The organism is Sphingobium sp. AS12 (assembly GCF_019097845.1).
Classification (GTDB): Bacteria; Pseudomonadota; Alphaproteobacteria; order Sphingomonadales; family Sphingomonadaceae; genus Sphingobium.
The window spans coordinates 459,143-483,845 of the sequence record NZ_JAHRGM010000035.1; the positions used below are offsets into that span (position 1 = coordinate 459,143).

Below are 24,703 nucleotides of genomic sequence, written 5' to 3' on the forward strand. Positions count from 1 at the left end.
ACAGCATCGGGCCAAGGGGGCAAGGGCGGGCGCGATCCTTTCGCACTGCAGCAGGAAGCCGTCATGTCCCGCCAGCTTATTTCGTCCGGCTCGCCCTTTGAGGCGCAGGTCGGCTATTCCCGTGCCGTCGTCCAGGGCGACTGGTGCTTCGTCGCCGGCACCACCGGCACTGATCCTGAAACCAAGACCATGCCCGACAGCGTCGCCGATCAGGCCACCAACGCGCTCAGGGTCATTGGCGCGGCGCTGGAGGAAGCGGGCTTTGCCTTTGCTGACGTGGTGCGCGTCACTTATTATATCACCGATCCCGCCTATTGGGACGAACTGGGTCAGGCGACCGCGCCGGTGTTCGGCACCATCCGCCCCGCCGCCAGCTGCGTCGTGGCCGGGCTGATCAAGCCGAACATGAAAATCGAAATCGAAGCCACCGCTTATCGCGGTGCAATGGGGGATAAGTCGTCATGATCACAATGTACGGCATCAAAAATTGCGACACGATCAAGAAGGCGCGCAATTTCCTCGACAATGAGCGCGTCTCCTACAGCTTCCACGACTATAAAGTGTCGGGCGTTGACAAGGCGAAGCTGGAGGAATGGGTGATGGAGCATGGCTGGGAAACCATCCTCAACCGTTCCGGCACCACCTTCAAGGCGCTGGACGCCGGGGACAAGGCGCATATCGACGCGGACAAGGCCATCCTGCTGATGATGACCAACCCATCGATGATCAAGCGGCCGATCCTGGACACGGGCAAGCAGACCATCGTCGGTTTCAAGGCGACGACCTATGAGAATGCGCTGGCAGGTGCCATAGCATGATCGGGCGGCGCCTGATCCGCGCCTGCCTGACGCTCCTGCTCCTCCTTCTGCCGGTAGAGATCGCCATGGCCGAACCCTTGTTGATCGCCCATCGCGGGGCCAGCGGCGAGCGGCCCGAACATACGCTCGCTTCCTATGAGCGGGCGATTGACGAAGGCGCGGACTTTATCGAGCCGGATCTGGTCCTGACCAAGGATGGCGTGCTGGTCGCCCGGCACGAAAATGAAATCAACGGCACGACCGACGTCGCCGACCATCCCGAATTTGCCGATCGCAAGACGACCAAGACGATCGACGGCGCGGCGGTCACCGGCTGGTTCACCGAAGATTTCACCCTGGCCGAACTGCGCACCCTGCGCGCGCGCGAACGGCTGCCCTTGCTGCGGCCCGCCAACACCCGCTTCAATGACCTCTACCTCATCCCGACGTTCGAGGAGATATTGAAGCTGGTCCGCGCCAAGGAGGCGGAAGCGGGCCGCCGTATTGGCCTCTATCCCGAAACCAAGCATCCCAGCTATTTCGCCGGGATCGGCCTGCCGCATCAGGCGCCGATGCTCGCGCTGCTGGAACAATATGGCTATCTGACCGAAGCGGACCCGGTCTTTATCCAGTCGTTCGAGGTCGGCAATCTTCAGGCCTTGCGCGCGGCCACCCGGTTGCGGCTGATCCAGCTGATTGACAGCAGTGGCGGACCGGCCGACCGGCCTGACCTGACCTATGACGCAATGATGAGCGTGGAAGGGTTACGGGCCATCGCGGACTATGCCGACGGCATCGGCCCCTCCACCAGCCGGGTGTTGGCCGATGACGGCGCGACTGCGTTGGTAGGGCAGGCGCATGATGCCGGGCTACAGGTCCATATCTGGACGCTGCGGATGGAAAATTTCTTCCTGCCCGCCCAATATCGGCGCCCCAATGACGCGCAGGGCCGGGGCGATTTCGCCGGCTATGTCCGCGCGGTGGCGGCAACCGGGGTGGACGCGGTCTTTACCGATTTTCCCGCCCAGGCACGCACCGCGCTGGAGAAAGCCGCGCCTTGACTTGTCAAACGCATCGCCTGAGCGAATAACGCTAATATGCTGTCCCAAAAGACCCGTTATGCCATCCGCGCGCTCCAGCATCTTGCCGACCGCTATCGTCAGGGACCCGTGCCACTGAACGAGATCGCCACGCGCCAGAATATTCCGGGCAAATTTCTGACGGTGATCCTGTCCGAACTGTCGCGCGAAGGGCTGGTGGCGACGCAGCGCGGCAGGGACGGGGGCTATTGGCTGGCGCTCGCCCCGGTCGATATCAGCTATGGCGACATTGTCCGCCTGACCCGCGGCTCGCTCGCGCTCACACCCTGCGCCAGCCGCTTCGCCCATGAAAGCTGCACCAACTGCCTGCCCGAATCGGAATGTCGCCTCCACCGGGTGATGCTCCGCGTGCGTGACGAGACCGCGCGGGTGCTGGACGGTATCAGTCTCGCCGAGCCGTTTGCGGCGCTGGACGAGGCAAACTAACCAGACAGGGAGCTTCGCTTCCCCTTGCGTCCGTCCCGCCGCTTCGCCACATCGGGCGCATGACGACTTCCCCGCAAGACCGCCCGCTTAAGGCTACGTTGATCCCGGTCACCCCGCTCCAGCAGAATTGCACTCTCTTCTGGTGCACTGCCACCATGCGCGGGGCGTTCGTCGATCCGGGCGGCGATCTGCCGGTGTTGAAGCAGGCCGCGGCGCAGCATGGCGTAACCATTGAAAAGCTGCTCGTCACCCACGGCCATATCGACCATTGCGGTCAGGCGGGCGTGCTGGCCCGCGACCTGGGCGTACCCATCGAAGGGCCGCATGAAGATGACCGTTTCTGGATCGACAAGTTGGCGGAGGACGGCAAACGCTGGGGCGTGCCGGGCGAAAGTTTTGAGCCGGATCGCTGGCTGGTCGATGGCGATCAGGTAACGGTCGGCAACCTTACCCTCGACGTCCTCCATTGCCCCGGTCATACGCCCGGCCATGTCGTGTTCCACCACGCCCCCAGCAAGCTGGCGATCGTGGGCGACGTGCTGTTCCAGGGGTCGATTGGCCGCACCGACTTTCCGCGCGGCAATCACCAGCAACTGATCGACGCGATCACCGGCAAGCTCTGGCCGTTGGGCGGCGACACCGCCTTCGTCCCCGGTCACGGCCAGATGAGCAATTTCGCCCACGAACGCCGCACCAACCCCTTCGTCGCCGATTCGGTGCTGGGCTAATCCTCTTCTGGCGCCCCACTGTTCGCCCTGAGCGTGTCGACGGGCCGCTCTTCTCGAAGTAAAGGGCAGCGCTTCGACAGGCTCGGCCCGAACGGATATGGGGTTAAACCTGCGCCGACAGCGCCGGTGGCGCAGGCACCTCGCGCGTGGCAGTATAGGCGATCGTCAGTGCCGTTATCGCCATGCCGACCATGACGATCCAGGTCAGCAGCGCCCCGCCGCCGCGCCATACGGTAGGCGCGTCTGCATCCATGCCGAACGCATGGGCGACCCGCGCCACGATATAGACCAGCGCCCCGATCCACAGCCATAGCGAGGCACCCACGGCCAGTTCGACGACCAGGAACAGGATCAGCACGATCGGCGTATATTCGATATAGTTGGCGTGCGCCCGCATCCGTCGCGCCAGTAGCGCATTGCCCGCATCGCCATGCATCACCTTGTCCGAAATGCGAATCCGCGCACACCGCGTCGCGATCCACAGGTTGAGCAGCGCGCAGGCGGCAGCGAATGTCAGCGTGATCGGCAGCAGCATCGGTTTTCCCCTCATTTCTATAGTCTGCACCCTAGCTGCCGGGACGGAACGGGCAAGGAAGGACTTGCACCCCGATCAAAAAGCGCTATAGGCGCAGGGCTTCGCGATCACCCAGGGCCGCATGGGTCTGCGGCGCCTGTGGCGTCAGCTTTCATGTTGGATCTGGCCGTTCGCATAACCTGATAGATTTACGGAACAAGGTGCCGACATGGCTGTCCCCAAAAGGAAAACGTCCCCCTCCAAGCGCGGTATGCGCCGCAGCCACGATTCGCTGCGCGTCGAAGCATTCCAGGAATGCTCCAACTGCGGTGAACTCAAGCGTCCCCACAATTTGTGCGGCGCCTGTGGCCATTATAACGGCCGCGAAATCGTCGCCGTCGGGGCGTAACGACTTTTCGATCTCCGCAAAGGGGTGATCTAGGGTGTCCAGCCAACCGCGAATCGCCATAGACGCGATGGGCGGGGATGAAGGCGTGCGCGTGATGATGGCGGGTGTGGCGCTCGCCCGTCACCGCCATGAAGGGCTGCGCTTCACCCTGTTCGGCGACGAAACCCGCATCAAGGCGGCGCTCGACAGCCATCCCAATCTGCGCGCGGCGTCGGACGTCGTCCATGCCGATACCGTCGTCGATGGTGCCGACAAGCCCAGCGTCGCGATTCGCAAGAAAAGCAGCTCGATGAGCATGGCCATAGCAGCCGTGAAATCGGGTCAGGCGGGGGCTGCGGTTTCGGCCGGCAATACCGGCGCATTGATGGCCATGGCCAAGCTGGCGCTGCGTACCATGCCGGGCATTGATCGACCCGCGCTGGCCGCGCTTTTGCCCACGCTCGGCAACAATGATGTGGTCATGCTCGATCTGGGCGCGAACACGGAATGCGACGCCCGCAATCTCGTCCAGTTCGCGGTAATGGGGGCAGCCTATGCCCGCATCGCGTTCGACCTGGAACGGCCCCGCGTGCGCCTGCTCAACATCGGCACCGAAGAACTCAAGGGTACGGATGAAATCCGCGACGCCGCGGCCATCCTGCGCGCTGCGCACGCCCTGCCGCTCAGCTTTGACGGTTTTACCGAAGGCGACAAGATCGGCCATGGCGATACCGATGTCATCGTGTGCGACGGCTTTTCCGGCAATGTCGCGCTCAAGACGATCGAGGGCACGGCCCGTTTCGTCACCGACGTGCTACGCCGCGCCTTCACCAGCTCGATCCGCTCGAAGATCGGCTTCCTGATCTCCAAGCCTGCGATGCACCTGCTCAAGCATCACCTCGATCCCAACAACCATAATGGCGCGGTGTTTCTGGGCCTCAACGGCGTGGTCGTCAAAAGCCATGGCAGCGCCGACGCCAAGGGCATTGCCAATGCGGTTCATGTTGCCGCGCGCCTGTTGGAAGAAGATATTACTCGTCGCATCGCGGCCGACATGGCCGCCGTGCAGGCGCTCACCGCCTCGTCAAAGCTGGAGCAGCCCGCCAAGTGATCCGTCGTGCGATTCTCCTGGGGACCGGATCGGCCCTGCCTGTCCGCGCGGTCAGCAACGCTGAACTGGCACAGACGGTCGACACCAGCGACGAATGGATTGTCGAACGCACCGGTATTCGCAATCGCTATATTGCGGGCGACGATGAAACCACCGCCTCGCTTGCCACCGACGCCGCCCGCGCTGCGCTCGACGCCGCCGGTGTCGCCGCGCAGGACATCGACCTCATCATCCTGGCGACCGCAACCCCGGACCAGACTTTTCCGGCGTCCGCCACCAAAGTGCAGGCAGCGCTTGGCATCAATGATTGCATCGCCTTCGACGTAGCGGCCGTATGTTCGGGCTTCCTCTACGCCATCACCGTCGCCGATAGCATGATCCGCTCCGGCGCGGCGCATCGCGCGCTGGTGATCGGATCGGAAACCTTCAGCCGCATCCTCGACTGGGAGGATCGCACCACCTGCGTCCTGTTCGGCGATGGTGCGGGCGCTGTCGTGTTGGGCGTAGAGGAAAGCGCCGAAGGCGCGCGGGGCATATTGGCCAGCAAGCTTCATGCCGACGGTCGCCACAATGGCCTTCTCTATGTCGATGGCGGGCCGTCCACGACGCAGACGGTGGGCAAGCTGCGGATGAAGGGGCAGGAAGTATTCCGCCACGCCGTGGTCAACCTCGCCTCGGTCCTGAACGAAGTCATGGGCATGGCGGGCCTGTCCAACAGCGACATTGACTGGCTGGTGCCGCATCAGGCCAATGCCCGCATCCTGGACGCCACCGCGCGCAAGCTTAAACTGTCGCCCGACCGGGTCGTCGTGACCGTCGATCGCCACGCCAACACATCGGCGGCGTCGGTTCCGCTGGCGCTCGACTGCGCCATGCGCGATGGCCGGATCAAGCCGGGCGACCTCATCGTGCTGGAAGCGATGGGCGGTGGCTTCACCTGGGGCGCTTGCGTCCTGCGGGTCTGATCCCATACTATCAGGCAACCTTGCCAAAGCCCTGCAAATCCCGCACATTCCAGTGGAGGCCATCCGACTGTGATGGTCCATGGGGTGGAAATGGGGAATCCAATGACGGGGACAGGCACTTTAACGCGCGCAGACCTTGCTGAAAGCGTCAACCGCCATGTCGGCCTGTCGCGGGCGGAAGCGGCGGCGCTGATCGAATCGATCCTGGACCACATGTCCGACGCGCTCGGACGCGGCGAAAATGTGAAGATTTCCAGCTTTGGCACCTTCGTCCTGCGCGACAAGACCCAGCGCATGGGCCGCAACCCCAAGACCGGGGTCGAAGTGCCGATCGAACCGCGCCGCGTCCTGACCTTTCGCGCCAGCCAGACGATGCGGGATCGCGTCGCAGGCGACTGACAATATGCTTTAAGCAAACGTTTGCAATCGTCTCGACTTCTGCTATCCAGTCCACCGGCGCTCGTCGGATAATGGGGCGCGGGAGAGGATCGGGACGATGGCCAATGCGTTGAGCAAACCGCGGATGCGTCTGTCGCGCATTGTCGAAATGAACCTGGGGTTCCTCGGCATCCAATTCTCCTTTGGCCTGCAACAGGCCAATATGGGACCGATCTACCGCTATCTGGGCGCGGACGAAGCGACCATGCCTTTGCTCTGGCTGGCGGGCCCCGTCACCGGCCTGCTGGTCCAGCCGATCGTCGGCGCGCTCAGCGACCGCACCGTCAGCAAATGGGGCCGCCGCACCCCCTATTTTCTAATCGGCGCGATATTGTGCAGCCTGGGCCTGCTGCTGATGCCCTACAGCCCCACGCTCTGGTTCGCCGCCAGCCTGCTCTGGATGCTGGACGCGGCCAATAATATCACGATGGAGCCGTACCGCGCCTATGTCAGTGACCGACTGGACGAAAGCCAGCGTCCGGTCGGCTTCCTGACCCAGAGCGCCTTTACCGGCCTTGCCCAGACGCTCTCCTATCTCGCCCCCTCGCTACTGGTCTGGTGGGGCTTTGACGGCGACCTCATCGACGCCAACGGCATCCCACAGATCACCCGTATCGCCTTTGTCGCGGGGGCGGTCATCTCCATTTCCACCATCCTCTGGTCGGTGCTGCGCGTGCGCGAATTGCCGCTGCCACCCGAAGATGTGGCACGGATGCAGGCAGAGCCGCTCTCCCCCGGCACCGCGCTGCGCGACTTTGTCGCCGCGATCCGCGCCATGCCGACTGCCATGCGCCAGCTTGCCCTGTCGATGTTGTTCCAGTGGTTTGCGATGTTCGCTTACTGGCAGTTCATCGCCTTCGCGCTGGCCCGTTCGCTGTTCGACACCGCCGATCCCGCCAGCAGCGGCTTTCGCCAGGCGGTCTTGCTCACGGGGCAGGCGGGGGCGTTCTACAACGCCATCGCCTGCCTGGCGGCGTTCGCCATGGTGCCCTTGAGCCGTCGCATCGGTGCGCAATATCTTCATGCCATCGCCGTCACCTTGTCGGGCCTCGCCATGCTCGCCATTCCGCAGGTGCGTGACACGTCGCATCTGTTCCTGCTGATGATCGGCATCGGCATTGGTTGGGCCAGCATGATGGGCAATCCCTATGTTCTGCTCGCCAACGCCATCCCGCCCGAACGCACCGGAGTCTATATGGGCATTTTCAACATGTTCATCGTCATCCCCATGCTGCTGGAAACGCTGATCGTGCCTCTTATCTACCAGCCATTGCTGGGCGGCGATCCGCGCAACCTTTTGCTGATGACGGGTGTGATGATGGTCATGGCCGGCGCGGCGACTTTGCTCGTGCGTACGCCCGCGCGCGCCGCCTGAACCACAGGCCGTTGTCGGCGGCGCAACTTTGCCCTAGTCTTGAATGCGATGGACGACAGCAAGCCCGAACAGGTCAAAAGCATTGCCGATCTGGCGCGTATCGGCGGCGTTTCCGTCTCCACCGTATCGCGCGCGCTGACCGGCAAGGGCGCACTCAACAAGGATACGCGCGAGCGGATACAGGCGCTGGCCGACCGGCATGGCTTCAAGCTGAACGTCGCGGCGCAAAATCTGCGTCTTGGCCGCAGCGGGGCGATCGCCGTGCTGCTGCCGCTGGGGCATGAGCGGGGCCAGCATCTGTCCGACCCCTTCTTCATGGTCATGCTTGGCTTCCTTGCCGATGCGCTGGCGGATCGCGGCTATGACCTGCTGCTATCGCGTGTGTTGCCGCAGGGCGACGACTGGCTCGACACGTTCATCCGCACCGGCCGCACCGACGGCGTGATCATCATCGGCCAGTCGAACCAGAGCGCGGTGCTGGACCGCACCGCTGCCCATTATGCGCCGATGGTCATCTGGGGCGAGCAGTCGGCGCGCAACGCCCATATCACCGTGGGCACCGACAATCAGGCGGGCGGCGCGCTGGCGGCGCAGCATCTGGTCGAACGGGGCCGGCGTCGCCTCGCCTTTTTCGGCAATGTCGCGGTGCCCGAATTTGCCGCCCGCTATCAGGGCTTTGTCGCTGCATTGCCCGCGGACCTGCGCGATACAGTAGAGCTGGTCCACACCCACATCACCCCGCAAGCCAGTCTGGAGGTCGCAGCCGCCTGGTTCGCGGAGGGCAACCGCCCCGACGGCCTGTTCGCGGCGTCGGACGTGGTGGCGATGAGCCTGTTGTCCGCCGCGACCGACAATGGCCTCTCGGTGCCAGGCGACCTGTCGATCATCGGCTTTGACGACATCCCCATGGCCCGCCTCACCAGCCCGCCGCTCACCACCGTGGCGCAGGATATAGAGGGCGGCGCGCGCCAGCTGGTCGACTTGCTGTTCCGTCGCCTCGCCGGGGAGGATGCCGGGTCGATCAGCATCGCCCCGCGCCTCGTCATCCGCGAATCGAGCTGAGTTCTGCGACGATCGCCCGCGCCGCGCGGGTCACATCGTCCCATGTCTGCGCAAATCCGGCTTCGTCACCATAATAGGGATCGGTCACGCCGCGCCCCTTGCACCCTGACACCATGTCCATCAGCAGCGCCAGCTTGGCCGTCCCGTCGGCAGGACGGATGCGCCGCATATTTTTGAGATTCTCGCCGTCCATCGCAAAGACATGGGTGAAGCGGTGGAAATCGGCAGCGCTCACCTGTCGCCCGCGATAGGTCGATATGTCGATGCCATGGCGCATCGCCTGCCGCACCGCGCGCGGATCAGGCGGACAATCGACATGCCAGTCGCCCGTCCCCGCCGAATCGACCAATATGTCCAGCCCGGCCCGCTCTGCCTCCGCCCGCAATGCCGCTTCGGCCAGCGGTGACCGGCAGATATTGCCCAGACACACGAAGAGGATAGCAGGCGTCATCCGTCCGCCACCGCCGTCGACAGGCCCAGCCCCGGCACGCCGATGGAGCGCTTGCCCGAAAAATCGGTGCGCGCGACGATGACGCCCAGTTTCTCCATATAGTCGATCAGCCGCCGTACCCGCCCCGGCGAACTGGTGCCATAGGCCCGCGCCAGCGCGGCGTCGTCGGGGCAGGGGCGGCCCTGCATCGCGGCGCGCGCGATCAGCAGGAAGGGGGCCAGCATATCCTCCGGCAGCGGATCGGCGGCGCGCATCGCCGGTTCCCAGCGGACATCGGCGGCGTCCATCATCCCGGCCTGTGCCATGGCAAAGCGCTTGCGGAAGGCGGGCAGGTCGAGCGGCGGGGTGCGCAGCCCCTTCATCCGGCAACGCACGCCAAAATCCTGATAGAGGGTCGATATGCTGGGGGCAGCATCGCCCAGATCGGCGACGATTTCCTCCAGCACCGCCATCACCACCGGTTCATTCTGGCCGAAATCCAGTTCCGGCGCGGCGGGCTTGGCCTGGGGCGAATCGGCTAGCGCACGGATGATATCCTCGGCAGCGCGGGGCGGGGGATCGGCGCGCGGCGGCGCAACCGGGGCGGCATCCGCCGCTTCGGGCGCGAACAGCAATTCCTGAAAATCCTCGCCGCTCGTCACCGGCGGGGCCATCAGCTTATGCGTGCCGCCGCGCGTGCTGGTTTTGACCGCGCCGATCTTCACCGCGACCGGACGGCGGCAGATCGCCGGACCCAGCGCCAGAAAACGCCCGCGCTCCAGATCGCGAATCTGCTCCGCTTGCCGCCGCTCCATCCCCAACAGGTCGGCGGCACGCGCCATGTCGATGTCCAGAAAGGTGCGCCCCATCAGGAAGTTGGAGGCTTCCGCGGCGACATTCTTGGCGAGTTTCGCCAGCCGCTGCGTCGCGATGACCCCTGCCAGCCCACGCTTGCGTCCCCGGCACATCAAATTGGTCATCGCCGCCAGCGATACCCGGCGCGCTTCGTCGGACACGTCGCCAGCCGCAGCAGGGGCGAACATCTGCGCCTCGTCCACCACCACCAGAGCGGGATACCAATGGTCGCGCGGCGCATCGAACAGGGCATTCAGGAACGACGCGGCGCATTTCATCTGCGCGTCAATCTCCAGTGCCTCCAGGCTCAGCACCACCGACGCGCGATGTTCGCGTATCCGCGTCGCCATCTTGACGATCTCGCGCTCATTATAGTCGCCAGCGTCAATCACCACATGGCCGTAATTGTCGGCCAGCGTGACGAAATCCCCCTCCGGGTCGATCACCACCTGCTGCACCAGCGGGGCGCTTTCCTCCAGCAGGCGGCGCAGCAGATGCGACTTGCCCGACCCCGAATTGCCCTGGACGAGCAGCCGGGTGGCAAGCAATTCCTCCACGTCGACCAGCACGTCCTTGCCGTGGCTGTCGGTTCCTATGCTGATGCTGGCGGTCACGCTCGTCCTTTGGCCCAGTGAGCCGGGTTGGCGCAAGAAGCTTGCTCACCAATTTTCAACCAGTCTGCGTTAACCGTGAGAAGATGGTAAAAAAGTCCCTCCTCTTTCAGGCCCGAAGCATGTTGCGCAGGCGTGCATTGCTGGCGGGCAGCAACAATCTGGGGGACACGATGGTGCCGCTTGGCGGCGTCATCCTGCTGGCCATAATCGGCACCGCCATCCTCCTTGGCCTGCTCAGCGCCCAGATCGAACGCAATGCCGACGCCTATCTCCATCGCGTCGTCAATGGCGCGTTGCTGCGTGAGCGCGCGGCACTGGCGGATGCCGTTATGGCGTCGGCGCGCTGGGACGATGCGGTCGACCATGTTTATGGCGGCTTCGACAGGGAATGGGCCGAAAGCAACCTCGCTACCGAAGTGGCCGATGCCTATGTGCTTGATGGCCGTGGACGCACCGTCTGGGCGGCGGCGGGCAGCGACCTGCCCCGGCGGGCACCCCGCCTGCCGCTGGATCGGGCGCTGGCCCTGCCTGTCTTGCATGATGTGATGGCGGCATTGCCGCAGAGCCATCGCGCCGCGCTGGGCGAGCGCCAGGCGATCGTGCGTTTTGCCCGGTTGCAGGGGCAGGCGGTGATCCTGGCCGTCCGCGCGATCACGCCATGGAAAGACGTCGCCCGCCTGCCGTCCGGGGATCTGCGCTATCTGGTATTGACCAAGCCGATCGACGCCACCCTTCTGGCGGATATGAGCCGCACCAATCAATTGTCGCTGAAATGGAATGTCGGCACCACCGGGGACAGCGAAAACGGGATTCGGGTCAAAGATATTACCGGCCAGGTGCTGGGGCAGGTGGAATGGCGTCGATCATCGGCTGGGGCCAAGGCGCTGCGCCAGATCATACCCGCCATGGCCTCCATCATCCTGACATTCCTTGCCATGTCGGGCTGGCTGGCCTGGCGGCTGGTGGCGGCGCATGGTGCCTTGCGCAAGCAGGTCCAGCTTTCGCGCGATGCGGAAAGCGAAGCGCGCACCGCCGCCCAGCAGGCCAGCGACGCGCTGGTGCAGGCGGAAGCCGCGCGGCGGGCATTGGCCGCCAGTGCCGATAAGGTCGCGACCGAGGAACGGCGACATCAGGAAGAATTGCGGCGGAACGGGCGCGTGATAGCGGAGGCGCTGGAGCGATCCATGGCCGTGCTGGTGGCCCGTTTGTTTGAAACCGCCGCCGCGCTTGAACATAGCGCCGACGATACGATGCGCACGATCGACGAGCAGCAGCGGCATGTCGATACCGTCACCGCGCGCGCGCGCGATACTGCCGGATCGGCCCAGGCGATTACCGCGACCATTGACGAACTGACCGCATTGATCGGTGCTTTCACCGGCACTGCCTATGACATCCGCGAATCGGCCGCGACCGCCAGTGGCCAGTCGGCCGCCGCGCACCATGCCAACGATAATCTGCGCCGCCATGTGGGCAGCGTCAACGAAGCCACCAAATTGATCGCGGAGATTACCGGCCAGACCAATCTTCTGGCGCTCAATGCGACGATCGAGGCGGCCCGCGCTGGGGAGGCGGGACGCGGCTTCGTGATCGTCGCCAATGAAGTCAAGGCGCTGGCTGCCCAGACGGCCCAGACCACACGGGAAATTCAGGCGCGTGCCGACGGCATAGAGCAGGCCGCGGAGCAGACGTTCGCGCTGGTCGGGTCGGTCGATACCGTCCTCGCCAGTCTGGTCGAGGCGATTGGGGTGGCCGCATCTTCTGCCCAGCAACAGCTTGCATCGGTCGAGGATATTCAGCGGGTTTCCCGTTCGGTCGCGCTGGATGCTGGCGCGACCAATCAGGCGGTCGATGCGATTTCCGATGCACTGCGGCATTCGGCGCAAGCCGCCGCCACGACGCGGGCGCAGGGCGCTGCCGTGCGACAGGGGGTCGAACAGGTGCAGGCTGAGTTCGGACGCCTGATCGAAGCGCTCAAGGCAGCCTGAACCCGGCTGTAAAGCGATGGGAACTGCTTGACCCATTCCCTGTTGCAATGCAGCATCGTTACCATGGCGACTCTCTCCTCCTCCGCATCCGCTCCTGCGATCACGCAGAACCCCGACATCCGCTATCTGGGGCGCCTGCTGGGCGACGTGATCCGGGCCTATGGCGGGGAAGGCCTCTATCGCCAGACCGAATATATCCGCTCCGCCTCGGTCGATCGGGCGCGGGGCATCCAGGGCGCGGATTTTGTCGATACCGGTCTGGATGCGCTCAGCCTCGACGACACGCTCAGTTTCGTGCGCGGCTTCATGCTTTTCTCGATGCTCGCCAATCTGGCGGAGGACCGGCAGGGGATTACTGCCGAACCGGGAGCCGATGTCGCGTCGGCCATCGCCCGGCTGGATTCGCACGGCGTTGATCGCGCCGCCGTGCTGGACCTGCTGGCCCACAGCCTGATCGTCCCCGTCCTCACTGCCCACCCGACCGAAGTGCGGCGCAAGAGCATGATCGATCACAAGAACCGCATCGCCGACCTGATGCTGCTCAAGGATGCAGGCCGCGAAGAAACGGACGATGGCGAAAATCTGGACGAGGCGATCTTCCGCCAGATCGCCCTGCTGTGGCAGACCCGCCCGCTGCGCCGCGAAAAATTGTTCGTCGCCGATGAGATCGACAATGTCCTCGCCTATTTCCGCGACACCTTCCTGCCAGTGTTGCCCGCCCTCTATGCTCGGTGGGAGCGGGTGCTGGGCGCCCGCCCGCAAAGTTTCCTGCGCGTGGGCAGTTGGATCGGTGGCGACCGCGACGGCAATCCCTTTGTACAGGCGCCCCAACTCCAGTTCGCGCTGAAACGCGGCGCGCAGGCGGCGCTGGCCTATTATCTCGATGCGCTTCATGCGCTGGGCGCGGAGCTGTCGCTCTCGACCGAACTCGCCCATGTGCCGCAGGCGGTGCTGGATATTGCCGACGCCAGTGGCGACACGTCGCCCAGTCGGCAGGACGAACCCTATCGCCGCGCCCTGTCTGGCATCTACGCCCGGTTGGCCGCGACTTATGCGACGCTGACCGGTGGCCAGCCGCCGCGCCCGTCCGGCCTCAAAGGGCAGGCCTATGCCAGCCCCGCCGATTTCCGCCGCGATCTCGTCACCGTGGCGCAGGGTCTGGCGAGTGAAGGCAATGGCGCGCTGGCGAGCGGGGGCGCGCTTGGCCGCCTGATCCGCGCTGTCGAGACGTTCGGCTTCCATCTCGCCACGCTGGATATGCGGCAGAATAGCGATGTGCATCAGCGCGTCGTCGCCGAACTGCTGAAAGTCGCGGGGGTCGAGCCGGACTATGCCGCGCTTGACGAATATGCCCGTATCGCGTTGCTGCGCCGGGAACTGGCGAACAACCGCCCGCTGGGATCGCGCTTTGCCGATTATTCGGAGGAAACCGCGTCCGAACTGGCGATCGTGCATGCCGCCGCCGAAGCGCACCGCATCTACGGCCCGGCCTGCATCACCCATTATATCATTTCCAAGGCGGAAAGTGTGTCGGACCTGCTGGAGGTCAACATCCTGCTCAAGGAAGCGGGTCTGTGGCGCGCCGGTGTCGATGGCGCGCCGCCGCAGGCGTCGATCATGTCGATCCCGCTATTCGAAACCATCGCCGACCTTGAGGCCGCGCCGCAGATCATGTCCGCCTATTTCGGCCTGCCCGAAATTGCCGGTGTGGTGAAGCAGCGCGGGCATCAGGAAGTGATGATCGGCTATTCGGACAGTAACAAGGATGGCGGCTACATCACATCGACCTGGAGCCTGTTCAAGGCAAGCAAGGCGCTGGAGCCGGTCTTTGCCGATGCGGGCGCGGCGATGCAGCTGTTCCACGGGCGCGGCGGCGCGGTCGGGCGCGGCGGTGGCTCCGCCTTCGCCGCGATCCAGGCGCAACCGCGCGGTACGGTGCAGGGGCGCATCCGCATCACCGAACAGGGCGAGATGATCGCCGCCAAATTCGGATCGCGCGATGTCGCCATGACCAATTTGGAGGCGATGACCAGCGCCACCCTGCTTGCCAGTCTGGAGCCTGAGGGCATTTCGGACAAGGATGCTGCGCGCTTTGCAGGCGCGATGGACGAGCTGTCGAAAAACGCCTTCAACGCCTATCGCGACCTTGTATATGGCACGGAGGGGTTCAAGGAATTTTTCCGTGAGCTAACGCCGATTCAGGAAATCTCCGGCCTCAAGATCGGCTCCCGCCCCGCCAGCCGCACCAAAAGCACGGCGATCGAGGATTTGCGGGCGATCCCCTGGGTGTTCAGCTGGGCGCAGGCGCGCGTGATGCTCCCCGGCTGGTATGGCGTGGGCCATGCGATCGCTGCGTTTGAGGATAAGGCGTTGCTGGCTGATATGGCGCAAAGCTGGTCATTTCTGAAGTCCGCGATGGGCAATCTGGAAATGGTGCTGGCCAAGTCGGATCTTGGCATCGCGGCCCATTATCTGCCGCTGGTGGAGGATCAGGCGCTGGCCGAACGGCTGTTCGGCCGCATCCGCGAGGGCTGGGCGCAGACCCATGACGGGCTGCTCGCCGCCACCGGCCAGAGCCGTTTGCTGGAAAAGAATCCGACGCTGGAAACCTCGATCCGGCTGCGGCTTCCTTATATCGAGCCGCTGAACCTGCTTCAGGTGGAACTCTTGAAGCGCCACCGTGCGGGCGAAGATGATCCGCGGATCAAGGAAGGTATCGAGCTGTCGATCAACGCCATCGCAACGGCGCTGCGGAACAGCGGCTAGTCGGCGAATCCGGGACGGCGGCAGTCCAATGCGCCGTCCCGGACCCAGTCCCTGAGCAGGGCTGACCCTGATCGGGGATTGGCCGGTGAGGCGGGCCGCTACAGCCCGCCGAACCTTTTAGAATTTTGCGACGACACCCGCCATCGGGCGGATCGATCGGAAATTGCCCATCGTGTCGGCCTGAACGCGCAAACGGATGTTGCTGCTCTGGGCCGATCCGCCCATGTCGGCGGGAGAGAGTTCCACGCCCGCGCCATAGGTGGTGCCATGGAAATCACGGCTGTCGGGGCCGAGCGCGTCGAAATTGACCCACTTGTAACCGACCTTGCCGAAGATCAGGCTGTCCTTGCCCGCCTTCACGCCGACGCGGCCTGCGGCATTATATTCCCAGTCGATATCGCCTGACACGCCCTTGGACGCGCCACCTTCGACGCCGACGACCAGCGGGCCAGCGACATTATAGTTCACGCCTGCCACGCCTTCGACCATGCGGCCCTTATAGCCGACCGGCGGAATGCCTTCCTTGCCGGTTTCGCTGTCGAAATTATGCACACCGCCCATCACGCCGACATAGGGTTCGATGCGACTGGTAGAGCCAGCCTGATCCTGGGCCATGGCGGCAGGAACGAAGGACGCGGCAGCAACTGCCGTCAAAAGCAGTGTCTTCATGGGTATGACCCTTTTTCTGTTGTGGATTGGTGCGACGGTGTGGACCCGCCGGGTCGCACGAACGAGCGCTGCAAGCGGCTCAGGCGACGGGTGATAAATGACCGGCCCTGTCCGAAGGTTTCCTGAACGGATCATAAAAATCGGGCAAAAGGCGATTATGTGACGGAAAAAACACGCTTTCTGTCGCCCAGATGAACAAGACCAGCCTTATCTGAACCTGCGATAAACGCTGGACGCGGCGCGCCAAATCCATTCACAACCAATTCAACCGCCGGGCGTTACGCCAACATCAGATGGAGAAGAGGAGAAAGACGATGACGGGCTTCCGACATCGGATTGCGGCCATGATGGGACTGGCAGGCGCGCTCGCACTGGGCGGCTGCGCCTATGATGACGGCTATGGTTATGGCGGCGTGAGTGTCGGCACCGGTTATTATGGCGGTGGCGGCTATTATGGCGACGGTTATTATGGACCGACCGGCTATTATCAGCCCGGCCTCTATAATGGCTGGTACGACAATTATTATTATCCCGGCACCGGCTATTATGTCTATGACCGCAATGGTCGCCGCCAGCGCTGGAATGATGGCCAGCGCCGCTATTGGGAAGGCCGCCGGGCCGAGCGTCGCGATGACCGACGGGACGACCGGAACTACGGCCAGTGGCGCGGCCGCGATCGCGATGGTCGCGATGGGCGCTGGCAGGGCCGAGACGGCCAGCCCGGCAATGGCCAGAACTGGACCAATCGCCCCCGCCCGTCTCAGGGAACGGACGGGCCACGCGGTCGCGGCAACTGGCGCGGCAATGACGCGGTGCGCCCGACCCCCCAGCCGGGCCTGCGTCAGCCACAGGGCAACCGCCCCCAAACAAGCCAGCCGCGCCCGCAGCGCGACTGGAGCGCCCGTCCGGCCCCGTCCGAACGTGCCGTCCGTTCGCGGGCACCCGGTGCCTCGCGGCAGGAACGCCCTGACTGATGCGGGGTCCGGTACAGGCCACCGCCTTGCTCTCCCTCCTGCTCGTCGCGGCCTGCGACGGGCGGGAGGAGAGCGCGATCGAAAATCTCGCCAATGGCGCCAATGCGGTGCAAGTGGAAAATAACGTCCGCGCCGAAGCGATGGCGCTGATGGAGCCGCTCACCCCGCCAGCCCCCGGTACGCCTGGCGGCCTGCCCGACGACCGCACCCCGCTGGCGGAAGGCACGATTGACCCCGACAGCGCACAGGGCGCAGCGCAGGTGGTCCAGGGCTATTACGGCCTGCTGGAGGAAAAACGGTTCGAGGATGCGCAGGATCTGTGGAATCCCACCGGCGCGATCGGCCAGCAGGACGACGCCCATTTCGCCGCGCGCTTCCGGGGGTTCAGCGAAATCCACGCCAATATCGGCGCGCCCAGCGAGCCGGAGGGCGCAGCAGGATCGCTCTATGTCAGCGTGCCGGTGCAGATTTACGGACGCCTCGCCGCCAACGGCAAGCCCTGGTACGCGCTGCGGCAGGTGATATTACGCCGGGTCAACGACGTCGCCGGATCAACCGCCGAACAGCGCCGCTGGCACATCGAGACGATCGGGCCATACACCCCGCCGGTTGTCGAGGCGGCGGACAATGGGGCGGAAGCGGCACAGGCCGTTTCCGCGACCGACGGGATGGCGGGCAGGCGTTAGCTTGCGATGACTTAAGGCGTTACTCCTCAACCTCCGTTCGTTTCGAGCGAAGTCGAGAAACATCGCGCTCGAAACGAACGGTGATAGTTAGTGTCATCGCCCAAACAAAAAGGCCCGCCTCCATATTCTGGAGGCGGGCCTTTTGTTCAGCCGTTCAGCCAATCAGGCGACGGTCGCCTTGACGATCTTGCCCGGCGTGCGCGGCGGCTCGCCCTTGGGCAGCGCGTCGACATGCTCCATGCCCGACGTCACTTCGCCCCAAACGGTGTACTGGCCGTCTAGGAAGGTGGCATCGTCGAAGCAGATGAAGAACTGGCTGTTCGCGCTGTTCGGGTTGGACGAACGCGCCATCGAGCAGACGCCACGGATATGCTTTTCGCGGCTGAATTCGGCCTTGATGTCAGGCAGCTTCGATCCGCCCATGCCGGTGCCGGTCGGGTCGCCGCCCTGCGCCATGAAGCCGGGGATGACGCGGTGGAACACGACGCCGTCGTAGAAACCGTCCTTGGCCAGCGTGGTGATGCGCTCGACATGGCCGGGGGCCAGGTCGGGCCGCAGCTTGATGACGACGTCGCCGCCACTGTCGAGGCTAAGGGTCAGAGTATCGTCAGCCATGAAAAATCCTCTCATTGGGGGGATGGGTAGTGCTGGCACCCATATAGAGGCTGCAAGTCATGATGGAAGCCCGTGTTTTGGGCTTCCGGTCCCTCTGCGCCATTGCAATTATATTGTGCATGGGCGAAAGGATCGCAATGCAACAGGAACCGGACAGTAGGGGGCGCCATGAGCGAGCGCGGCGACACAGCCCAGCCCCTGTTGGACGGGGATGACGCAGACGAAGCGATTGCTGCCGCGGCAGAATCGCGCCATGACGAGGATGACCGGCTAAAGCCAGAATTCGTCTCCGCCGTGCTGGACGCGGTGGAGGAAGGCGACGCCGAACGTGCGCGCAAACTCGTCTCGCCGCTGCACCCTGCCGACATTGCCGACCTTCTGGAACTGACCCCTGCCGACCGGCGCGGCGAAGTCGCTGCGGCGCTGGGGGATCTGGTCGGCGCGGAAGTCCTGTCTGAACTGAATGATTATGTCCGCGACGATCTGATCGGCGATCTCGCGCCCGAACAGGTCGCCGAATTCGCGTCCGAACTCGATACCGACGACGCCGTCGCCATGATCGAGGATATGGACGATGCCGATCAGCAGGCCGTCCTTGAGGCACTCGACCCGGAAGATCGCGCCGCGATCGAAAGCGCTTTGTCCTACCCGGAGGAATCCGCCGGCCGCCTGATGCAGCGCGATCTGGTCGCGGTGCCCGAACATATGACCGTGGGTCAGGTGATCGACTATCTGCGCGACAATGGCGACCTGACCACCGATTTCTGGGAAATCTACGTCGTCGATGCCAAGCATCGGCCGATTGGCTATTGCCAGCTTAGCTGGATACTCACCTGCCCGCGCAGCGTCGCCATGGCCGACCTCATGAAGCGCGAACAGACGTTGATCCCGGTCGACATGGATCAGGAAGAAGTCGCGCTGCGCTTCCAGAAATATGCGCTCATCTCCGCCGCCGTGGTCGATGGCAGCGGGCGGCTGGTCGGCATGATCACGGTCGATGACGTCGTCCACATCATTTCCGAAGAAGCGGGCGAGGATATCCTTCGCCTGTCCGGCGCGGGCGAGGGCGACATTAACGAACCGATCCTGATGACGGTGCGCGCGCGCCTGACCTGGCTGGTCGTCAACCTTGGCACCGCCATGCTTGCCGCCTCGGTCGTCGGCCTGTTTGAAGGGACGATCGAGCGGTTCGCGGTGCTGGCCGCTTTGATGGGCATCGTGTCGGGCATGGGCGGCAATGCGGGGACGCAGACGCTGGCCGTGGTCGTGCGCGCGCTCGCCACCAATCAGCTCACCAGTTCCAACACCGCGCGGATGATCGGCCGCGAATTCCGCATCGCCGCCACCAATGGCGCGACGCTCGGCACGCTGATCGGCATCGGCTCCTATGTGATTTATGGGCGGATGGACCTGTCGCTGGTGTTCGGCGCAGCGATCCTGACCAATAATCTGGTCGCAGGGCTGGCAGGCGTGCTGGTGCCGATCACGCTGGAACGCAATAATGTCGATCCCGCCGTGTCCTCTGCCGTATTCGTGACGATGATGACCGATTCGCTGGGCTTTTTCAGCTTCCTGGGGCTGGCCACCCTGTTCCTGCGTTGAACCCCGGCCACGCCGTCCCCAGATCGCCGCCATGCCGCTGCACATCACCAAGATCGCCTTCCAGAGCGAAAGCCCCGCCAGCTTGAAAGCCTGGCTGGAAAGCCATGCCGATGAGGCGCGGCTCACCACCCGCTATCTGCCCACGCGGGTCGAGGAAATGGCGGGCGGATCGCTCTACTGGATCCACGGCCATCGCATCGTCGGCCGCAGCCCGATCCTGGGCTTTGCCGAAACCGGGCAAGGGCGTCACTGGATCAGGCTCGAACCCCGGCTCATCCCGGTCCACCCCATGCCAAAGCGCGCGCATCAGGGCTGGCGCTATCTGGCGGAGGAGGATGCCCCGCGCGATCTGGGAGAGGGGGAAGAGGATGCGACCGCCGCAATGCCCGCCGCGATGTTGGGGGAACTGGCGAAACTGGGGTTGGTTTAGGCGGCTACACCCAACCTTCTCCCCGGCGGGGAGAAGGCTATGAAGCCTTGCCGCACGCAGTGCGGTTAGGCGCAGTTGGAAGAGGGGGAGCATCCGCTAACGACCATTGGTGGCCGTAGGCCATATAAATCCGCTTCCTCGAAACCGGACGTTGCGACATAGCCAATTTCGTCGCTAAATGCGGTCGCCAGCGTGACGGAATTGGTAGACGTATCGCTACAGCGATCCTCGCCGTTAGGCGAAGGTGCGGGTTCGATCCCCTGCCGCTGGCATCAAACGACCACTTGCGGACCTCTGATGCTTGTTTCAGACATGCAAGGATGAGACGTGATGAAAATGACTGGCGTGAGGCTCAGGAAGAAGCCGACGACAATAAAGTCGAACGCGGATATCGATGGTGGCAGCGCATCAAGATAGCGAGTGTCCTGCTGGTATTGATACTGATCGCGGCAAGCTACTTCCTGAGAAAATAGCGCGTTGATCGTCTGCTAAACTGGTCACCAGGCTCGAAACCGGAAGGTCCGCTTGCCACCCCTTCCCCCACCTCACCCCAACCCCCGCACCCGCTCTCCCACAACGCGCAACTCCGCCACAAACCGCGCCCGTTCCTCCCCCGCTTTCGTCGCGTCGGGCAGCCGCAGCAAATAGCTCGGATGCACCGTGACCCAGGCTTCCGCGCCGTCCGCCAGCGGGATCGCTGAACCCCGGACCTTGCCGATCGCCACCACCTTGCCCAGCAGCGCGCGCGCCGCTGTCGCGCCCAGCGCCACGATCACGCGCGGGCGCACCAGCGCCAGTTCCTGTTCCAGCCACCATCGGCACGCCTGCACCTCGCCTGCCTGCGGGGTCTGGTGGATGCGGCGTTTGCCGCGCGGCTCATATTTGAAATGCTTGACCGCATTGGTGACATAGGCCCGCGCCCGATCAACTCCGGCTTCGGCTAGCGCGGCATCGAACAATTGCCCTGCCGGGCCGACAAAGGGCCGCCCGGCCATATCCTCCTGATCGCCCGGCTGTTCGCCGATGAAGAACAGGGGCGCGTCGACCGGCCCCTCGCCAAACACCGTTTGGGTCGCGGGGCCGTGGAGCGGGCAGCGGGTGCAGCCGCGCGCCTCCTCGCGCAGCGCGGTCCAGGCGGCCATCGCGTTGCCGGGTCTTTTGGCGGGCGCAGGGGCGGTGGCGATCATCGCTGCCTCCCGCGCCTGCGCGCCCGCGACCAGCGCCGGGATCAGCGTCGCTTCGGGCAGATTGCGCCAATATTTCTTGGGCATTTCGGACAGCATCGCCCCGACTTTCAGCCGCGCGGGATTGAAGATGGCGGCATAATAGCCCTTCCATATCTCCTCGACCGGGTCGTCCCCCGGCGCGTCGTCCCGCGCTGCGCCCGGCCCCTGCGTCAACGTCTCGCCATCCCAGTGGATGCTCGCCTCCGGCGTCAGGATCGACCAGCGCATCGTCGCAAAGCGCCGCACGAAGAAGGCGGCATTGGCGCGCACGATATGCTGCTCCGGCTCGAACCAGGCGACAAAGCGCGTGCCGTCCCCATCCTCCAGCGCGCGGAAGCGGACGAAGGCGCGCATCTTGTGGATGTCGCGCCGCACCGCCTTGGCCAGACCCTCGATCCGGCGGAGCAGCGGATCGGCCTTGTCCTCCATCGTGCCGGGCCGGTCGCGCAGCTGCACCAGCAGCGCGTAGAGCAGGGCAAAACGCTGTGGATCGCAATGCAGGATCGCGCTTTGTGCCAGATCGACAAAGGCGCGCGGCACCGCGAAAGCCGCCTGCGCCGCGACCGGCGCAGGCGCATCGCTGGCGAACAGGTCGCCGCCGTCATCGCCCACCTGCCAGACGATATCGGCCGGATCGACCCCGGCCAGCGCCAGGCCACGCGCCGCCGCCCGCCAGCCGTCAAAATCATCCGGGGCAGCCAGCGACGCGCGATACATGGCGTTTTTAGCTGTCGGCCTCGGCGCGGGCCAGTTCGGCGGGCTTGCGCTTGGCAAAGGTGGCGGCGAGTTTCTTTTCCTCGTCCGCCGTCAGTTCCTTGGCAGCGGCGGGGAACATCTCTTCCTCTTCCTCCTCGATATGGTGGAGATAGCGCTTCTTCATCTCGGCAAATTTTTTGCGCCACGCTTCGCCGTCGAATTTCAACTCGTCCAGCTCTTCCAGATAATCGTCGATTTCCTTATGCTCGGACACGCTATGCTGCGCATTCTCGCGCAGGTCCGGGCGCGACAACATGGTGGCGTAGAGGGTTTCTTCCTCAGCGGCGGCATGAGCCGACACCTCGATCTTGAACTGGTCGAACAGCTTTTTCAGCGTGTCGGCATCATCCTTGGCATCCGCCATTTTCGCGAACATTTCGCGATGGACATCATGATCCTGCTTCAAACGGTCGAATATCGTGGCGTTGGCCATGGCAAAGTCTCCTCCAGATATGGGGAGGAGAACGACGGGACCGGCAATTAGGTCCGTGTCAGCCGAACAGGAAGCGGAAGATGATCGCGACCGGTATCCACAACATAGCGCCGACCAAGCTGGCAACCCACAGCTGGAGCAGGTCGCGACGAAAGCGCAGCGCCAATCCGCTGTGCGACAGGTCGCTGCGGTCCAGCATCTGCCAGCGTCGTTCCAGCCCGCGCGCCGCCACGGCAAAGCCGCCGATCGCGACGATGATGCCCAGATGCAGCACCAGCGATCCGCCCATTTTGGCGACGATGAAGATCTGCAACAGGCAGAAGGTGACAAGCGCCGCCGCCAGATGCGTGCTGATGCGCTTTGCGAAACCGACATTGCGGCTGCCAATGGCATGACTGTCGAACATTGCCGCCAGGACCCTGATCCCCTTGGATGAGCTGACCCTGAGAGTTTCACGAACCATCCCCGCGATCAACCGCAAAATGCGTCTTTTTCATGAAAAAAGATCGAGCTGGGCGGGAACAGGGGTCATCTGGCGGCGCAGGTCCGCCTGATCGGCCAGTTGCACCGGTCGCCAGTCGCTGGCAATCAGGAAGGGCCGCAACTTCTTGATCGACGTGGTTAGCCGCGCCACATCGTCCAGCCGCAAGCGGCGATGGCGGCGACTGGCCAATATGCGGTTGACCGCCTTCACCCCCAGTCCCGGCACGCGCAGCAGCATCTCGCGTGGCGCGCAATTCACATCCACCGGGAAAATCCCGCGATGCCGCAGCGCCCAGGCCAGCTTGGGGTCGATGTCGAGCGGCAGGCAGCCCGTCACGGGATCGGTCGCGCTCGCCACTTCGTCGGCTCCATAGCCGTAAAAGCGCATCATCCAGTCCGACTGATAGAGCCGATGTTCGCGCAGCAGCGGCGGGCGCTTGAGCGGCAGCACGGCGCTCGGCGACGGGATCGGCGAAAAGGCGCTATAATAGACACGACGCAACCGGTGCCGGTCATAAAGGCTGCTCGCGCGCGTAATGATCGCGCTGTCGCTGGCATCGTCCGCGCCCACGATCATCTGGGTCGACTGCCCGGCGGGGGCAAAGCGCGGCGCGTGGCGATATTTGCGCCGGGCCTCGCCCATATCCTCCATCGCGCTGCGCATCCCCGCCATCGCGCCCTCGATCCGCCCGCCATCCTTTTCCGGGGCCAGCCGCTCCAGCCCCGCCTGGGTCGGCAATTCGACGTTGATTGACAGACGGTCGGCGAACAGGCCCGCCTGATGCGACAGTTCGGGGTCGGCATCGGGAATGGTCTTAAGGTGGATATAGCCGCGAAAATCATGCTCCTCGCGCAGGCTGCGCGCCACCGACACCATCTGCTCCATCGTGTAGTCGGACGAGGCGATGATGCCCGACGAGAGGAACAGTCCCTCGATATAATTGCGGCGATAGAAGCTGAGCGTCAGATCGACCACCTCCTGCACCGTGAAGCGCGCGCGCCGCACATCGCTCGACCGGCGATTGATGCAATAATGACAGTCGAAAATGCAGCTGTTGGTCAGCAATATCTTGAGCAGCGAGATGCAGCGCCCGTCTGGCGCATAGGCATGGCATATGCCCATGCCCTCGGTCGATCCGATCCCCTTGCCCCCGCGCGAATCCCGTTTGCTCGTGCCGGACGAAGCGCAGGACGCATCATATTTGGCCGCATCGGCCAGGATTTCGAGTTTTTGACGGGTGGAAAGGGCGACCATATCGTTCCTGATATGTT

General features: G+C 64.2%; 27 protein-coding genes and 1 pseudogene. 19 read left to right on the forward strand and 9 right to left on the reverse strand.

Annotated features, from left to right (window positions below; translation table 11 throughout):
• Positions 1-63 precede the first annotated feature (63 nt).
• From KRZ98_RS15540 to KRZ98_RS15560, 5 genes are read left to right on the forward strand one after another with little or no spacing between them, the layout of a single operon-like run.
• Positions 64-465 carry a RidA family protein gene (locus tag KRZ98_RS15540; protein ID WP_217674347.1) on the forward strand — a complete coding sequence of 134 codons (402 nt, stop codon included), beginning with the start codon at positions 64-66 and terminating at the stop codon, positions 463-465.
• Positions 462-818 carry an ArsC family reductase gene (locus tag KRZ98_RS15545; RefSeq protein ID WP_017181978.1) on the forward strand — a complete coding sequence of 119 codons (357 nt, stop codon included), beginning with the start codon at positions 462-464 and terminating at the stop codon, positions 816-818. The genes KRZ98_RS15540 and KRZ98_RS15545 overlap by 4 nt, the downstream gene beginning before the upstream one ends.
• Positions 815-1,858, forward strand: a complete 1,044-nt coding sequence (locus tag KRZ98_RS15550) for a glycerophosphodiester phosphodiesterase (RefSeq protein WP_217674348.1) — start codon at positions 815-817, stop codon at positions 1,856-1,858. The genes KRZ98_RS15545 and KRZ98_RS15550 overlap by 4 nt, the downstream gene beginning before the upstream one ends.
• Before the next feature lie 36 nt (positions 1,859-1,894).
• Positions 1,895-2,323, forward strand: coding sequence for an Rrf2 family transcriptional regulator (locus KRZ98_RS15555; protein ID WP_006957671.1), 429 nt, complete (start codon positions 1,895-1,897; stop codon positions 2,321-2,323).
• 59 nt (positions 2,324-2,382) lie between these two features.
• The gene (locus tag KRZ98_RS15560) at positions 2,383-3,051 is read left to right on the forward strand and encodes an MBL fold metallo-hydrolase (RefSeq protein WP_217674349.1); all 669 of its coding nucleotides are present in this window, start codon (positions 2,383-2,385) and stop codon (positions 3,049-3,051) included.
• A gap of 103 nt (positions 3,052-3,154) precedes the next feature.
• Here the strand turns inward: KRZ98_RS15560 and KRZ98_RS15565 are convergent, their stop codons facing one another.
• Entirely contained in the window at positions 3,155-3,586 is a 432-nt protein-coding gene (locus KRZ98_RS15565) for an MAPEG family protein (protein ID WP_217674350.1), read from the reverse strand.
• A 208-nt stretch (positions 3,587-3,794) separates the two neighbouring features.
• Between KRZ98_RS15565 and rpmF the strand changes: the two genes are divergently transcribed.
• The 6 genes from rpmF to KRZ98_RS15595 all read left to right on the forward strand — a co-directional run bounded on the left by rpmF (position 3,795) and on the right by KRZ98_RS15595 (position 8,904).
• Positions 3,795-3,974 carry a 50S ribosomal protein L32 gene (rpmF, locus tag KRZ98_RS15570; RefSeq protein ID WP_006957677.1) on the forward strand — a complete coding sequence of 60 codons (180 nt, stop codon included), beginning with the start codon at positions 3,795-3,797 and terminating at the stop codon, positions 3,972-3,974.
• A 67-nt stretch (positions 3,975-4,041) separates the two neighbouring features.
• Positions 4,042-5,064 carry a phosphate acyltransferase PlsX gene (plsX, locus tag KRZ98_RS15575; RefSeq protein WP_254798530.1) on the forward strand — a complete coding sequence of 341 codons (1,023 nt, stop codon included), beginning with the start codon at positions 4,042-4,044 and terminating at the stop codon, positions 5,062-5,064.
• Positions 5,061-6,029, forward strand: a complete 969-nt coding sequence (locus KRZ98_RS15580) for a beta-ketoacyl-ACP synthase III (RefSeq protein ID WP_217674352.1) — start codon at positions 5,061-5,063, stop codon at positions 6,027-6,029. Before plsX ends, KRZ98_RS15580 begins: the two co-directional genes overlap by 4 nt.
• 102 nt (positions 6,030-6,131) lie before the next feature.
• Entirely contained in the window at positions 6,132-6,428 is a 297-nt protein-coding gene (gene ihfA / locus KRZ98_RS15585) for an integration host factor subunit alpha (protein ID WP_006957683.1), read from the forward strand.
• Between the two features lie 97 nt (positions 6,429-6,525).
• Positions 6,526-7,842 (forward strand): MFS transporter, encoded by a 1,317-nt coding sequence (locus tag KRZ98_RS15590; protein WP_217674353.1) that lies wholly within the window; start codon positions 6,526-6,528, stop codon positions 7,840-7,842.
• A gap of 48 nt (positions 7,843-7,890) precedes the next feature.
• Positions 7,891-8,904: a LacI family DNA-binding transcriptional regulator gene (locus tag KRZ98_RS15595; RefSeq protein WP_217674354.1), complete on the forward strand. Its 1,014-nt coding sequence runs from the start codon at positions 7,891-7,893 to the stop codon at positions 8,902-8,904.
• On the opposite strand, the gene KRZ98_RS15600 is transcribed toward KRZ98_RS15595, so the two are convergent.
• Positions 8,885-9,355 (reverse strand): low molecular weight protein-tyrosine-phosphatase, encoded by a 471-nt coding sequence (locus KRZ98_RS15600; RefSeq protein ID WP_217674355.1) that lies wholly within the window; start codon positions 9,353-9,355, stop codon positions 8,885-8,887. The two genes, KRZ98_RS15595 and KRZ98_RS15600, sit on opposite strands and share 20 nt — an antisense overlap.
• Positions 9,352-10,803: an ATP-binding protein gene (locus KRZ98_RS15605; protein ID WP_217674356.1), complete on the reverse strand. Its 1,452-nt coding sequence runs from the start codon at positions 10,801-10,803 to the stop codon at positions 9,352-9,354. Before KRZ98_RS15605 ends, KRZ98_RS15600 begins: the two co-directional genes overlap by 4 nt.
• Before the next feature lie 119 nt (positions 10,804-10,922).
• On the opposite strand from KRZ98_RS15605, the gene KRZ98_RS15610 reads away from it, so the two are divergent.
• Together KRZ98_RS15610 and ppc are read left to right on the forward strand one after the other, a co-directional pair.
• Positions 10,923-12,791 carry a methyl-accepting chemotaxis protein gene (locus KRZ98_RS15610; protein WP_217674357.1) on the forward strand — a complete coding sequence of 623 codons (1,869 nt, stop codon included), beginning with the start codon at positions 10,923-10,925 and terminating at the stop codon, positions 12,789-12,791.
• Between the two features lie 63 nt (positions 12,792-12,854).
• Positions 12,855-15,557, forward strand: coding sequence for a phosphoenolpyruvate carboxylase (gene ppc, locus KRZ98_RS15615; RefSeq protein ID WP_217674358.1), 2,703 nt, complete (start codon positions 12,855-12,857; stop codon positions 15,555-15,557).
• A gap of 117 nt (positions 15,558-15,674) precedes the next feature.
• Here ppc and KRZ98_RS15620 read toward each other — a convergent pair whose 3' ends face one another.
• Positions 15,675-16,226, reverse strand: coding sequence for an outer membrane protein (locus KRZ98_RS15620; protein ID WP_217674359.1), 552 nt, complete (start codon positions 16,224-16,226; stop codon positions 15,675-15,677).
• 314 nt (positions 16,227-16,540) lie between these two features.
• Between KRZ98_RS15620 and KRZ98_RS15625 the strand changes: the two genes are divergently transcribed.
• Positions 16,541-17,200: a peptidase gene (locus KRZ98_RS15625; RefSeq protein WP_217674360.1), complete on the forward strand. Its 660-nt coding sequence runs from the start codon at positions 16,541-16,543 to the stop codon at positions 17,198-17,200.
• Positions 17,200-17,886 carry a hypothetical protein gene (locus KRZ98_RS15630; protein ID WP_217674361.1) on the forward strand — a complete coding sequence of 229 codons (687 nt, stop codon included), beginning with the start codon at positions 17,200-17,202 and terminating at the stop codon, positions 17,884-17,886. Before KRZ98_RS15625 ends, KRZ98_RS15630 begins: the two co-directional genes overlap by 1 nt.
• A 162-nt stretch (positions 17,887-18,048) precedes the next feature.
• Here the strand turns inward: KRZ98_RS15630 and KRZ98_RS15635 are convergent, their stop codons facing one another.
• Positions 18,049-18,501, reverse strand: coding sequence for a peptidylprolyl isomerase (locus KRZ98_RS15635; RefSeq protein ID WP_119747068.1), 453 nt, complete (start codon positions 18,499-18,501; stop codon positions 18,049-18,051).
• 168 nt (positions 18,502-18,669) lie between these two features.
• Here KRZ98_RS15635 and mgtE point away from each other — a divergent pair, with 168 nt between their 5' ends.
• From mgtE to KRZ98_RS15655, 4 genes and pseudogenes are all read left to right on the forward strand, one after another.
• On the forward strand, positions 18,670-20,103 hold the full coding sequence (gene mgtE, locus KRZ98_RS15640) for a magnesium transporter (protein WP_217674362.1): 1,434 nt from the start codon (positions 18,670-18,672) through the stop codon (positions 20,101-20,103).
• A 31-nt stretch (positions 20,104-20,134) separates the two neighbouring features.
• Entirely contained in the window at positions 20,135-20,533 is a 399-nt protein-coding gene (locus tag KRZ98_RS15645; protein WP_217674363.1) for a DUF1489 family protein, read from the forward strand.
• 186 nt (positions 20,534-20,719) lie between these two features.
• A pseudogene (locus tag KRZ98_RS15650) lies at positions 20,720-20,805 on the forward strand.
• Between the two features lie 48 nt (positions 20,806-20,853).
• A complete protein-coding gene (locus KRZ98_RS15655) occupies positions 20,854-21,006 on the forward strand; it encodes a hypothetical protein (RefSeq protein ID WP_217674364.1) in 153 nt (50 codons plus the stop codon).
• A 72-nt stretch (positions 21,007-21,078) separates the two neighbouring features.
• Here KRZ98_RS15655 and KRZ98_RS15660 read toward each other — a convergent pair whose 3' ends face one another.
• The 4 genes from KRZ98_RS15660 to KRZ98_RS15675 all read right to left on the reverse strand — a co-directional run bounded on the left by KRZ98_RS15660 (position 21,079) and on the right by KRZ98_RS15675 (position 24,686).
• Positions 21,079-22,476: a UdgX family uracil-DNA binding protein gene (locus KRZ98_RS15660; protein ID WP_217674365.1), complete on the reverse strand. Its 1,398-nt coding sequence runs from the start codon at positions 22,474-22,476 to the stop codon at positions 21,079-21,081.
• Positions 22,477-22,483: 7 nt separating this feature from the next.
• The gene (locus tag KRZ98_RS15665) at positions 22,484-22,948 is read right to left on the reverse strand and encodes a hemerythrin domain-containing protein (RefSeq protein ID WP_217674366.1); all 465 of its coding nucleotides are present in this window, start codon (positions 22,946-22,948) and stop codon (positions 22,484-22,486) included.
• 58 nt (positions 22,949-23,006) lie between these two features.
• The gene (locus KRZ98_RS15670; protein WP_217674367.1) at positions 23,007-23,354 is read right to left on the reverse strand and encodes a hypothetical protein; all 348 of its coding nucleotides are present in this window, start codon (positions 23,352-23,354) and stop codon (positions 23,007-23,009) included.
• An 87-nt stretch (positions 23,355-23,441) separates the two neighbouring features.
• Positions 23,442-24,686: a putative DNA modification/repair radical SAM protein gene (locus KRZ98_RS15675; RefSeq protein ID WP_217674368.1), complete on the reverse strand. Its 1,245-nt coding sequence runs from the start codon at positions 24,684-24,686 to the stop codon at positions 23,442-23,444.
• Positions 24,687-24,703 lie beyond the last annotated feature (17 nt).